The organism is Tychonema sp. LEGE 06208, assembly GCF_015207505.1.
Lineage (GTDB): Bacteria > Cyanobacteriota > Cyanobacteriia > Cyanobacteriales > Microcoleaceae > Microcoleus.
This window is the reverse complement of record NZ_JADEWT010000063.1, coordinates 22,608-35,868: the sequence shown is the minus strand read 5'-3', so window position 1 is coordinate 35,868 and position 13,261 is coordinate 22,608. Positions and strand designations below refer to the sequence as shown.

Here is a 13,261-nt window from a genome sequence, read left to right as displayed (position 1 = left end):
GCAGTGCCGTGTCCCTACTGCAATCAATTGTAGGGACACGGCACTGCCGTCTCCTCTCCCTACTAACAACTAACAACTAACAACTAACAACTAACAACTAACAACTAATGACTACTGACTAATGACTAATTAAAATCGCTTTACCCAATCTTCGCCGACGCGAAGTGTCAAATCCGAATCTATTTCACCAGTAGATGATGCTTCTATTTTACCGTCGCCTAGCACTTTTTGCAGTTGATTGGCAGCGGCTAAATCGCCTTTCTGGACAATAATTTGACTTTGACGCTGCTTGTCGGGCCAATCTTTGACTACAGATACATTAGAAAAGCCATTTTTTCGGAGAAATTCAGCAACGCTTTTGGCGGTTGTCGGTTTGCTAGAAGCGTTTTGGACGGAGATTTTAAGGTTAGTGGGGGAAACTGACTCGCTGGAATTGGGAAATTGCCCTTGGGCAAAATCTGGCACTACTTGCTGGAAATATTGTGTCATAATGCGATCGCGCCCCGCAGCATCTAAAATCCAATAACTCCTCAAATCCCCTTGTCCTGAGCTAGAACGTCCGGGTAACATCACCATCTTAAAATTATCTCGCTCCAATTGCAAACCAAAACTTGTCAGCGTCAAAATTTCCTCAAAATTTAGATTTGTATCCACATATTTTTGCATCAATCGTACAATTTCCGGCAAACGCACCAATACAGAAGGACTTTTGAGGCTGTTGAGAATAGCTTGAATTAAAGATTGTTGTCGCTGAATGCGGCCGATATCTCCTAAACCGTCGTTGCGAAATCGAGCAAATTGTTCTGCTTGTTCTCCGTTGAGAATTTGCCATCCCTGTGCTAAGTTTATTTTTAACTTTTGGGTCGTATCTGTATAGGACATCGCCCGAGGTACAAATACCTCAACTCCTCCTAACAAATCGACTAATTCCCGAAACGCACCGTTGCTGACTCGCACGTATCTTTCTATTGTCACATTGTTCAAGATAGTGCTAACCAATCGCGTCGCCAAAGCCGCTCCTCCTCTAGCATTAGCTTCGTTAATTTTGCTAAAACGAATTCCGGGAATTTGGACTTTAGTATCTCGCGGAACTGAAACCAAACTAATAGATTTATCTCTAGGGTCGAGGTGAAATACGAGTATTGTATCGCTTCGACCTTCAAAAATTTTAGGTGAATTTGCAGCGGTTTCTGGTACACGGTCAATTCCCATAATCAAGATATTAACAGGCCGCGACAGGCGGTATCCAGAAGAGTTGGATGATTTGTAGTTAAAGCCCGCAGCGTCTAGGACTCTACTAATAAATTGCGGTTCCACGGGGGCGAAAAGGGCGGTCATTGCTCCGATTCCTGCGGAGATGGCGGCCGTGAAAATCAGCAAAAGTGTCCAAAATACATACAGGACTATTTTAGGCTTTTTTCGAGTTTCGCGATCGACTGGTTTAACAAAATTTCGTTTAAATATTGACAAGTTTTTCATAGACTTGCTGTTAATTATTGTAGTTTTTCAGCTTGACAGTAAAACTTGGGCGGTGCTTCTATAAAGTATTTGAACAACGCCGGACAAAGCCAGCCTTCAAGATTTTTTGCTTCCCAGCGATACCAGTTACCGCCGTATTCTGTTTTAAACCACACCATTTCTGCTTGATATCCGGGAAATGGATTAGCAGAGAATAAAAGTCGGAAACCTCCATAGGCATTGGGAATCTCTGCGACGAGTGCTTCAATCATCTGGGGTACGCCCTGAACAAACGGTTCTCGGACAAGTCCGACTCGCTCGTCGTCAAAAACCCAGGTGTACTGTTCGCGATAGGGATAAATTACCATCATCGCATTTGACATTGAATTCTCCTTTTTTGCATTTGGTTTGTTTGGGCTGGGGAAATGCAAGTTTGGCTATATTATATTCCAATAGGCTTGGATTAACAGTTTGTATCGCCCGGAGATCCCATTCTCATCCCTTTTAAAAAGCGATTAAATTATCTGGTTTCATCAGTGTCTGTACGCTTGAAATCTGCGGTTAACCCATCACTTGTCAGCTCAACCAGCGCCTTAGCCAAATATTCATATTGCGGCAAAGTATTGTAAAACTGAGCGGAAATCCTTACCAACCGCTTGCTAGAATCGGGCCAAGGAATCACGGGAACTTCAATTTTAAAAATCTGCCACAGCGCCTCTTGCAAAGGTGCAATTCCGCCTTTTGCAACCGCATCAGATTTTTCATCAGCCAGCGGTACAACTGCCATTGAACCTACCATTTCATCGGGACAAGGTAGTGGCAAATCTAATTTATCGGCCAATATTTTTCTTCCGGCTAACGCTAAAGTATGATTTTTTGCCATCAATTCTGGCCAGCCACCCTTCAACAAAGAACCCATAAAATCAATAGCTACGGGTACGCACAAATAGGGACTCGGATCGACTGTTCCCATCCAGTCAAATTCTAATTGAAAGCGCGATTTATCAGTGCGCGGCGAGTTAGCGCCGTGACTGATGGTAGTTGGCCGAATGCTATCTTGTTTGTCTCGTCGCACGTACAGAAAAGCTGCACCTTTCGGCGCGCACAGCCATTTGTGGCAATTTCCCGTGTAGTAAGTTGCGCCAATTTCTGCTAAATTGAGCGCTACCATTCCCGGCGCGTGTGCTCCGTCTACCAATACATCTACGCCGCGATTTTCTAACTCGCCGACTAACTGTTTGATGGGAAATATTAAGCCAGTTTGGCTGACTATGTGGTCTAATAAGGCAATTTTTGTTTTAGCAGAAATGCACTTAATTATTGCTTCAATAATTTGTTGGGGCGATTCAATGGGAAATGGAATTTCTGCTACTATTACTTTAGCACCTGTGCGCTCTGCTATAAAATCAAGTGTGTTGCGGCAGGCGTTGTATTCCTGATTTGTGGTTAGCAATTCGTCGCCCGGAGCAAAAGTGAGCGATCGCAAAACAGCATTTATTCCCGTTGTAGCATTCGGCACAAAGGCTAAATCTTCTTCACCCGCGCCGATAAATGCGGCTAACTGATTTCTGGCATTATCTAACAGCGGTTCAAATTCTCGCATTAAAAAGCGCAAAGGTTCTCTTTCGAGTTGTTCTCTGAAACTAATTTGCGCTTCGAGTACGGGAATCGGACAAGCCCCAAAGGAGCCGTGATTGAGAAATGTTATATTGCGATCGAGTAACCAGTATTCGTTAATCATTTAATTAGTCAATAGTCAGTTGGCAGTAGTCATTAGTCATTAGTCATTAGTCATTAGTTAGTTGGTAGGGGCGGTGTCCCCGTGCCCGCCCTCTTAGTTGGCAGTAGTCAGTCGGAATTGGTAATTCGGAATTAGAACCAACAGTCAACAGTCAACAGTCAACAGCCAACAGTCAACCGCTACCTATTTTATCTTTTAATTGCTCAAACTCTTCTAATGTGTTGCAATTCGATAACATTATTGCTTCTCGTTCCCCTACAGGTAGAGGGATTGCTTGGATTTGATTTAACCATTTTTGAAAGGAACGTCCCCCTTTTTCAATAAAACTTTGCAAACTGGCGAGAGATTGTTGGCGGTAGAATCCGCACAAAGGTTCCCAGCGCGAGTTTTGATAAGGGACAATTGCTAGGGTTGATTGGGGAATAGCAGTTAGCTGACTCGCCCAATTTTGAATAATTTGGGGTTCTAATAAGGGCAAATCGCAAGCTAATAGTAAAATCCAGTCGGCGGGAATTTCTGTCAATCCCTGAGTCAATGCAACTAAGGGCCCGGAGCCCGGATTGTACTCTAGCAGAAATTGGGATTGTTCGGTTAAGGTCGATCGATAGCGATCGGGCCAAGCAGTCAAAACATACACTTGTGGCGTTACGGATGCTGCAACCTCTAACGCCCGCTGCAACAGGCTTTTACCCTCAATTTCCAGCAAAGCTTTATCCGTCCCCATGCGCGAACTTTGACCGCCTGCGAGTACAATTACAGCAATTTGATGGTTAGTCATTAGTCATTAGTCAGTAGTCAGTAGTCAGTAGTCATTAGTTAACTGTCAACCGTTAACTGTTAACTGTCAATAGTCATTAGCACAAAACCTCATGATTCATTCTCAAATTAAAGCACAAATTGCTTTGCTAACTTCCTCAAGTTTTTGCATGACTTGACCGCTGCTCAATAAAGTTTCTGCTTCAATCAAACCCGAGTTTATCTCTAAACAAACCCCGCTGCGCCACAGATAAAAGCCGCCGTTCCAGATAGCTGACTGCATCAATTCTGAGGGTTTGCCTAGCAACACTTCCTGGATTTGTTTGAGTAAGTCTTCCTCGGATTCAAAGGCGGGATTTGTGTTGCTGAAACCGTAATCTCCGTGGGCCAAAAGCACTCGCTCAAACTCAGTATCCGGCCTAGCAATGCCGATAATTGCAGTACGATCGCGCGGCAAGTCGCAGCTTCCCTCCAATCCTTTGACTGTGGTATAATTTTTGACTCCCCGCAATTCAAAGGCTTTTTGAAACATAGCTTCTGTCGGCGGGTGCACGTAGCCAGAGATGACGTTAACGTCGCCGGCGCAGGGACACCACATCAACTCCATTGTCGAAAAAGGCGGCCTTTTGCCGATTTCGCGGCGGTAGGGCACTAAAGCGGTGGCTTGAGGAAAATGCTTGGGAAGGTAGACAAAACCTAAACCGGTACTGTCAAAAACTTGCTGGACTTTTTCTAAACTAAGTTTTGTCCAGTCTACTCCCAAACCGCGCCAAATTTCTATCAAGGGAATGCCTTCTTTGGTTGGCATGACATCGCCCCCGTGCATGACGCTTGGCACGCCAGAGGCGGCTAAAATTAGGGCGGTTATGGGGCTAATTGGAGCGGTGCGCGATCGCCCGTCGTAAGCAACGCCAAACACGGCGACGCTAGAAACTGCAAACCCTTTTTCTCGGTTTGGGGGGGCAAGCATGGGCCCCAATTCTTCATAGGCATCTAGCATTCCGGCTAATTCTTCGCCGGTGGGCCGTTTGATGCGGTGGGAAATCATAAAAGCTCCAATTTGAGCTGGTGTGGCTTCTTGCAGCAGCATCATCCGCGTGGCTGCTGCTGCTTCCTGGCGAGTTAAGTTTTCTCCTGTGTGTATTCCGCTGCCAATTTTTCGCAGCAATTCTCTAAATTGGTCACTCATAATTCTTGTAGTTGGTTATTGGTTATTGGTTATTGGTTATTTGTTATTTGTTATTTGTTATTTGTTATTTGTTATTAGAAAGAGAAGAGACAACAGTCAACAGTCAACAGTCAACAGTCAACAGTCAACAGTCAACAAAAAAAACTGATAACTCGCGAATTAATTCCCTAATTTTCCGAGCTTGATGACATCCAATGGTGGTACAAATTCGCGTACCAGATTCCAGAAATGGGCGATCGGCGGAATTTGCATTCGATCGTGAGTTGTCACCAATACCACTTCGCGAGTCCAAGCTGGATCGATCGCCGATTGTCCGTTAGCGAAGCCCTCGAAGAGGATCGTCGAAACTTTGGGATTTGCGCTTTGTTTGGCGACGATGGGCCGAATTGCTAAAGTGCGATCGCCCTGGGCCTCAATCAAAGCTGAATGCGGTAGCAAAGCAATCAATTCTCCCTGTCGCACCACACCCCGAAAAGCATCCAGAGTGTTGAGTTCCAAAACAGCATGAAGTTTAGCGCCGATGCGTTCAAATTGTTCTTGCACCATCCGCTGCATTCCGTACCCGTCCTTAAAAACCACTTGCGGGTAACAAATCAATTCCGGCCAAGGTACTCGATCGTACACGGCCAGGGGATGATTTGCCGCCATCAATACCTCGATCGGCTCGTTGTAGAGTACCTCAACCAACATTTCCGGGGCTTGAGTAAAATAACGGTTGTTCATCACCACCGCGATGTCCACCAAACCGTCTTTGAGAACTTTCAGAGCTCGATCGCTCCCCAGCGCCGTCACCCGCAACTGCACTTCAGGATAATCGCGACAAAACCTTTGCAGCACAGGCGGCAAATAAGCAGCACAAACCGAATGAATCGCAGCCACGCACAGTTCCGGCTGCTTTCCCGCCAGCAAATCCCCCAATTCGACCGCAGCATTTCGCCAAGTCTGACAGATTTTGCGAGCGTGAGGTAACAGGCGTTCCCCTCCCACAGTCAGCTTCGCGCTTCCCGCGCGGTGAAACAGCGACAAACCCACTTCCGCTTCGAGTCCCTGCACTTGACGGCTAATAGTCGATTGAGTCACGCCGCACTTCCGGGCCGCTTGCTGAAAGCTCCCGGTTTCAGCAACCGAAAGAAATGCTTGAAGCTGCTCTAAGCGCATGGATGTTTAATTCTAGATGGTTTCAGACATTTTCCTCGAACGATCGTAAGTAACGTTAACCGATTTAGTTGAAGAATTTAGTAGAATTTGATACAGTACAGATTAGTTTTGATGCTGACAGACGCGGAGATGCTCGTTTTTACGAACCAAGTTGCTGGGGCAGGATTTCGGAGCGTCCGAGTAAATGTCGCTTCTCCAATGTTGAAGGGATTTCTGAATCTGCCAACTTATCAACAAACCGATTAAATTTCGATAAATTTAGAGAATTTTGCCAGTTGATAGCTCAAGATTTTTAATAAAATTAGCAGTCGCCATCGCTCGCTTGCGTTAAGCTGCGGGATTTTTTGTTGAATTTCGATCTCAAAATATAGCGTTTAATTTGATAATTAATGGAGCATTATAGTACCTGAGTTTCCCTATAATTGTCAATAAATGTCCGAAGATTGGCGCACGGTTAAAACCTGCATTGAACTTTTATCCCGGCTGAAAGTGACTGTTATTTTCTGTTTCTTTGTGTATAAACTAGGAATTAGCGGGTCAGCAACACAAGTGCAAGTACGATCGCACGCACGGGAAAGCCGAAATGCTGCAATTTCTTCTTAAAATTATGTCATTGAACCACAATTTTATTTCCCAAGGTGGATTAGAAGAGTGGCCACCGCAGTTAATGGGACTGCACGCGGTCAGCGACTTGTTAATTTCCTTGGCTGATTACTCAATTCCAGCGATTCTGACATACTTTGCCTGGAAGCAGCGCAAGTTGCCTTTGAGCAGGGGGTTTCTGTTATTGGGAGCCTGGTTTTTCTGCCGGGGCACAACTCATCTGATGCAAGTTTGGATGCTGGTGCATCCCAGCTACTGGCCCTCAAGTTTCCTCGCCGCCATTACGGCTGTGATTTCTTTGTGGGCTGTGGCGGAACTGATGCCATCGCTTTCTCAACAATTCTTGGCTTTGGACGGTTTGGCTTCTTTCTCCGCAAATACAGCGCCGAAAACTCCAAAGCTCGATCGAGATCCTGCTGTGATGGCCATTAAAAATTCCGCCGCCTCCCCCCCAAACGAACTTCAGCAAATTAACCAGCAATTGCTCGCAGAAATAGCGCAGCGCGAGCGAGTCGAGCAACTTCTACTCGATACTGTAAGCAAGCTACAAGAAAGTGAAGAACGCTTCCGCGTTTTTCAGGAATTATCTATAGATGGATTTAACGTGTTCCGCAGCCTTCGCGACGAATCTAAAATTGTAGATTTTGAATGGGAATACGTCAATCCCGCAGCGGCAAGAATTCAGCACATGACTCCTGAAGAATTAATCGGAAAGCGATTGCTGGAAGTGCTACCCGGTCATAAAGAGCGCAATTTGTTCGACCGTTACGTGGAAGTTGTAGAAACAGGAACTCCCCTAGATACCGAGATTTATTACAACAGCGAAGGCATTGTCGGCTGGTTTCGGATTGTGACGGTTAAATTGGGCGACGGTATAGCGATTTCTTTTAGCGATATTACTGAGCGCAAGCAAGTAGAAGCATCTTTGGGCGACGCGATGCAAAAACTAACTTCTCATTTTGAAAATACACCCCTAGCTGTGATTGAGTGGGATGAAAATTGTCGCATCAGCGGGTGGTCGCCGGCTGCCGAAAAGATTTTTGGGTGGAAGAAAAGAGAAGTTTTAGGCAAGCATTTTAGCGAATGGAATTTTATTGGGTATGGCGATTTTGAAGATGTACAATCGGCAATTGATAGTTTAAAAAACCCACAGACTCGCTGCAATGTAGTTCGCAACAGCAATTATAATAAGGGCGGTTCGTTGCTCCACTGCGAGTGGTACAATTCGGCTTTTTACAGCGATTCTGGACAGTTGATATCGGTGCTGTCTCTGGTTTTGGACGTGACGGAACGCTTTAATTTTGTGGAAGTGCTGCGACAGTCTGAAGAACGGTTTCGGATTGCGGCAAAAAGTGCTAGCGATTTGATTTACGAATGGGATATCGATACGGGTATCGTGCTGTGGTTCGGTGAGATAGACGAACATTTGGAGTACGAAAAAGGCGGATTTCCGAGGACGAGAGCAGCTTGGAACAGTATCTTGCATTCGGAAGACCGATCGCGAGTCATGGCGGCGGTCGATCGATATTTGAGCGCGCCAGACAGTTCTGCTGCCCCATTTTTTGAGGAATACCGCGTTCAGAACCAAGCCGGCGGCTGGCTGCACTGGATCGATCGCGGCATGGCAGTGCTTGACTCTCAAGGCAATCCCTACAAATTGATCGGGGCGATCGGCGACATCAGCGATCGCAAACAAGCCGAAGAACAGCGGAATCTCGCCTTGGCGCGGGAACAAGTAGCCCGCCGCCAAACAGAAGCCAGCGAACAGTTGTACCGCGCCCTCGCTGAAGCCATCCCGCAAATAGTTTGGACTGCTTTGCCCAACGGTTCCCTCGACTATTGCAACCAGGGCTGGTTTGAATATAGCGGCATGACGCTGGAGGAAACTAAAGGCTGGGGGTGGCAGCCAGCTTTGCATCCAGATGACGTGGAACACACCCTAGAACGCTGGAATAACTCGGTGCAGACTGGGGAGACTTATGAGGTGGAATACCGCTTTAAACGGGCATCTGATGGGGCTTACCGCTGGCATCTGGGTCGGGCAACACCCGTGCGGGATGCTGAGGGGAAAATCCTCAAGTGGTTCGGGACTTGTACGGATATTGACGATCGCCACCGATGGACCCAAACAGCCGATTTCCGCGCCCGAGCCTTGGCTTTGCTGTCCTCGGCTTCCCTAGATTACCAGCAGGCGCTGCAAGGTCTGGCAGATTTAGCAGTACCTGAGTTGGGGGATTGGTGCTGCGTGCATTTAATCGAACCCGACGGCTCGCTCCGCTTGCAAGCAGTTGCTAACTCCGATCCGAACAAAGTCGCCCTGCTGTGGCAAATCGACCAGCGCTTGCCGGTAGACCCCCAGGGAAGGCACGGAGTGGCAAAGGTGCTGCGGACTGGGGAGGCGAAACTTTACCCCGAAATACCGAATTGGGCCCTCGAAGCGGTGGTACCGGACAGGGAATTGCTGTTGGTGCTGTGTTCCCATAGCCCGCTATCGGCAATCTGCGTGCCGCTGATGGCTCGCGGGCGGACGCTGGGAGCGATTTCGCTGCTGTGCGGGGAGTCTGGCCGCCGCTGCGAGTACGCCGATTTGGTTTTGCTGTCGGATTTGGCGCGGGATGCGGCGGTGGCGATCGACAATGCGCGGCTTTACCGGGAAGCTTCCGAGACCAACCGGATTAAAGACGAGTTTTTGGCAACGCTTTCCCACGAGTTGCGGACTCCTCTCAACGCGGTGGTGGGCTGGTCTCAGATACTGCGACAGCGCAAGTTGAGTCCCGAAAAAACGGCTGTGGCTTTGGAGACGATCGAGCGAAACGGGCGGTTGCAGACTCAGATGATTGAGGATTTGCTGGACGTTTCCCGGATTGTCAGCGGTAAAGTGTGTTTGAAGCTGTCCCCGGTGAATTTGGTTGGGACTGTAGAAACGGCCGTCAAGGCCCTGATTCCTGATGCTGAAGCTCGCGGAGTTGAATTGGTGAGTTATTACGGCGAAGGAGTGAGTACCTTGAGGGGCGATGCTGCTCGTTTGCAGCAGGTGGTGTGGAATTTGCTCTCGAATGCAATTAAGTTTACGCCGCGGGGAGGTCGCATAGAAATCAGGGTCTGGGATGAGGGGGAATCGCGATCGGCTGGTGGTGCCATTTTGTCTGTGTCTCCGGTTCACTCTGTGACGATCGCCATCACCGATACCGGAATTGGCATCAGCAAGGAGTTTTTACCGTTTGTGTTCGATCGCTTCCGCCAAGCTGACAGCAGTTCTACGCGCAATTACGGCGGGCTGGGACTGGGATTGGCGATCGTCCGCCATCTGGTGGAACTCCACGGCGGCACTGTCTGGGTCGAAAGTCCCGGCCTAGGACTAGGCTCGACTTTTGGGGTGCGATTGCCAATTTAGTCAGTTGTTAGTTGTTAGTTGTTAGTTGTTAGTTGTTGGTTGTTAGTTGTTAGTTGTTGGTTGTTGGTTGTTGGTTGTTGGTTGTTGGTTGTTGGTTGTTGGTTGTTAGTTGTTAGTTGTTAGTTGTTGGTTGTTGGTTGTTGGTTGTTAGTTGTTAGTTGTTGGTTGTTAGTTGTTGGTTGTTAGTTGTTGGTTATTTGTTGACAGCTATTGGTTAACAAATAACAGATAACAGATAACAGATAACAGTCAACAGTCAACAGTCAACAGTCAACAGTCAACAAGACTTATTTTCCTACCATTCTTGCAGGGCGATCGCAATTCCCTCTCTCAATCCCGGTTCCAGATTGTCTTGCTTAACTAAACTTTCTAATTGCTGCCGAACCTCCGCCGCACCAAGCCGTTTGAGTGCTGCAGCGCCGTGCAGCCTGACGCTATTATCGCCGTCGCCTAACAATTGAATCAGCGCGTTTAGCGCTCTAATATCACCTAATTGTCCTAACGCTAAAGCTAAAGATTGTTTGATTTCGGGAGGCTGCACCGCCGGATAATTCCCCTCCAGCAAACCGATCGCAATTTCTGCAGCTTTTATTTTTAACTCCGGCTTTGACCCTCGCCCTAAAACAGCGGCAATTTCTTGACAAACAGCAGGATTAATGTTATCAATTTGTAAGGATTCGCTGGCATTTAGCACTCGATCGCTATTTGTGAATTCGCTCCGTTGTGCGTTAAAAACCGATCGCCCAATCAGCGCAGTTTGCAAATATTCTAAAGCAACAGCAGTTTCGCTCCAGCCTAGGGCGCGCACAGTTTCGATTTGCAATTCCAGGGGAGTTGCGGGGTTTCGCAGGAATTCAAATAAACTGTACGCTGCAGCATCGGTTTTCAGTCGCCCGATCGCGATCGCCGCTTGTTGGGACACTTCAAATCGGATGTCCCAAAGCAAAGGTTTGAGCAAATTAACTAAATCTAATTCTGCATCTAAATAAGCGCGAACTCCCAGAGCTCTCACCGCTTCTTTTCTAACTGATGTCGCCACATCTTTGAGTGCTTCTACCAGTACCGGCGGGATGCGGGAGTCGTGAAAACTACTCAAAGCCTCGATCGCAGCCAGCCGCACCGCAATTCTAGAGTCTTTGACTACACTCAACAGCGGGGCGATCGCTTCGGGGCGGCGAATTTGGGCGAGGGCTACTGTTGCAAACTGTCGCGAGTCTTCCTGCTGCAATAGAGTTGCTAGGGATTCTATAGCTGTCGGGCCGAAATTGGCGAGGGTTTGGGCCGCGATTTGGCTCAATTCTTCGTCGGAATTTTTGACTAATTTTACTAAAGCTGCAATCACTTCCGGGCGAGGGAACTTTCCGAGAATGCGGGCGGCAAACCACCTGGGTTCGGTGTCTGCGTCTTCGTCTTCGATCGCAGCAATTAAAGGTGCGATCGCGCTATTTCCCAGATTTGGCAATACCTTAGCAATTTCCCAGCGGTCTTGAAAATCCCCCCATTCCAAGGCTTGTATTGCTAAACTTACGGCTTGTTCTAAAAATATTTTTTCCTGTGGCTGGCTGCGGTTGGCTGTCACTTGCTGCAAGCATTCGACTACAATAGGCCAGTTTTGGCGATCGGCAGCGGCTTGCGCTTGTTCTAAAATATGAGACATAAATTTAATTTAGCTTCAAGAAGGTAGATGACAGCTAGCCCAGAAGCGCGATCGTCTCCCGCAATCTGTTGCTACAATTATCAATTATTTGAGATTTATGTCAATCCCTCACCCATGGTAAAATATAATTAAAACATTAAATCAATCCATTTAAATCATCAATTCGTCATATTCTTGAAACAAAAAACCAAATTCCCACCTAAATAAAAATAGATCTAATAAATCCCAATTAAATAAAGCCATTTCCTCCTTGGGTTCGCAGTGTGGACGAAATCCCGCACTACGAACCGTGACAGCATTAATTTTTTTCACCCAACTATTTGCCCATTTTCTAATGAAAAAAGCTCTCCTTTTAGTAAACCAGCACTCTCGAAGAGGGAAAAAACTATTATCTCAAGCCACTGCCAAATTAGAAGCACTTGGTTTTGAATTAATAGTAAAATCAACCGACAGCGCCAGCGAAATTTCCAACACAATTCGGAACCACCAAAATCAAGTCGAATTAGTCATCATCGGTGGCGGCGACGGCACACTCAACTGCGCCATCGAAGGTTTGATGGACGCTAAATTGCCCTTGGGTATTTTGCCGATGGGAACAGCTAACGATTTAGCCCGCACTCTCGGAATTCCTACAGATTTATCCGCAGCTATTCAAGTAATTGCCAGCGGTAAAATTCGGCTTATAGACATAGGTTGGGTAAACCAACAGCATTTTTTTAATGTAGCGAGTTTGGGATTGAGCGTCGAAATCACCCAGAGACTGACTAAAGATGTAAAGCAGCGCTGGGGAATTTTAGCTTATGCTTTGGCTGCTTTGCAGACAATTTTTAAATCGCGACCATTCAGAGCAGAAATCAAGGTAAACAACCAATATTTTAATGTAAAAACAATTCAAATTGCCATAGGCAACGGCCGCTACTACGGCGGCGGCATGACAGTTGCCGAAGATGCCACCATCGACGACAAGCGACTGGATTTGTACAGTTTAGAGACACACCATTGGTGGGAAATCATTGCTTTACTGCCAGCAATGAGGCAAGGAAATTATACCACTTGGCCGAAGGTTCGCGCCTTGCACGCTCAAGAATTTGAGATTAATACTAGCAAACGCCGTTCGATTAATACCGACGGTGAAATCACCACTCACACGCCTGCAAAATTCCGAGTGATTCCCCAAGCTTTAGCAGTTATAGCTCCTGTATAAGTTTGTAGTGATATCAATTCCGGTTGCACTCATATATAACTGTTGACAGTTGACTGTTGACAGTTGACTGTTGACTCGAAAAACTGAATGGTTGATTGTTA

Annotated in this window: 9 protein-coding genes; 2 read left to right on the top strand and 7 right to left on the bottom strand. The window is 46.9% G+C overall.

What is annotated here, in order from left to right; translation table 11 throughout:
* Positions 1–129 precede the first annotated feature (129 nt).
* The 6 genes from IQ263_RS17240 to IQ263_RS17215 all read right to left on the bottom strand — a co-directional run bounded on the left by IQ263_RS17240 (position 130) and on the right by IQ263_RS17215 (position 6,302).
* Positions 130–1,479: an LCP family protein gene (locus tag IQ263_RS17240; RefSeq protein ID WP_194068682.1), complete on the bottom strand. Its 1,350-nt coding sequence runs from the start codon at positions 1,477–1,479 to the stop codon at positions 130–132.
* Between the two features lie 14 nt (positions 1,480–1,493).
* The gene (locus tag IQ263_RS17235; RefSeq protein WP_194068680.1) at positions 1,494–1,841 is read right to left on the bottom strand and encodes a DUF6717 family protein; all 348 of its coding nucleotides are present in this window, start codon (positions 1,839–1,841) and stop codon (positions 1,494–1,496) included.
* A 137-nt stretch (positions 1,842–1,978) separates the two neighbouring features.
* On the bottom strand, positions 1,979–3,199 hold the full coding sequence (locus IQ263_RS17230) for an aminotransferase class V-fold PLP-dependent enzyme (protein ID WP_194068679.1): 1,221 nt from the start codon (positions 3,197–3,199) through the stop codon (positions 1,979–1,981).
* 172 nt (positions 3,200–3,371) lie between these two features.
* Complete coding sequence (locus IQ263_RS17225; RefSeq protein WP_194068677.1) at positions 3,372–3,977, bottom strand: molybdenum cofactor guanylyltransferase; 606 nt, start codon at positions 3,975–3,977, stop codon at positions 3,372–3,374.
* A gap of 102 nt (positions 3,978–4,079) precedes the next feature.
* Positions 4,080–5,144, bottom strand: coding sequence for an anthranilate phosphoribosyltransferase family protein (locus IQ263_RS17220; protein ID WP_194068675.1), 1,065 nt, complete (start codon positions 5,142–5,144; stop codon positions 4,080–4,082).
* Between the two features lie 159 nt (positions 5,145–5,303).
* The gene (locus IQ263_RS17215) at positions 5,304–6,302 is read right to left on the bottom strand and encodes a LysR family transcriptional regulator (RefSeq protein WP_194068673.1); all 999 of its coding nucleotides are present in this window, start codon (positions 6,300–6,302) and stop codon (positions 5,304–5,306) included.
* Between the two features lie 583 nt (positions 6,303–6,885).
* Here IQ263_RS17215 and IQ263_RS29620 point away from each other — a divergent pair.
* The gene (locus IQ263_RS29620; RefSeq protein ID WP_194068671.1) at positions 6,886–10,299 is read left to right on the top strand and encodes a PAS domain S-box protein; all 3,414 of its coding nucleotides are present in this window, start codon (positions 6,886–6,888) and stop codon (positions 10,297–10,299) included.
* A 295-nt stretch (positions 10,300–10,594) separates the two neighbouring features.
* Here IQ263_RS29620 and IQ263_RS17205 read toward each other — a convergent pair whose 3' ends face one another.
* Entirely contained in the window at positions 10,595–11,956 is a 1,362-nt protein-coding gene (locus tag IQ263_RS17205) for a HEAT repeat domain-containing protein (RefSeq protein WP_194068669.1), read from the bottom strand.
* A gap of 334 nt (positions 11,957–12,290) precedes the next feature.
* Here IQ263_RS17205 and IQ263_RS17200 point away from each other — a divergent pair, with 334 nt between their 5' ends.
* The gene (locus IQ263_RS17200; protein WP_194068667.1) at positions 12,291–13,160 is read left to right on the top strand and encodes a lipid kinase; all 870 of its coding nucleotides are present in this window, start codon (positions 12,291–12,293) and stop codon (positions 13,158–13,160) included.
* Positions 13,161–13,261 lie beyond the last annotated feature (101 nt).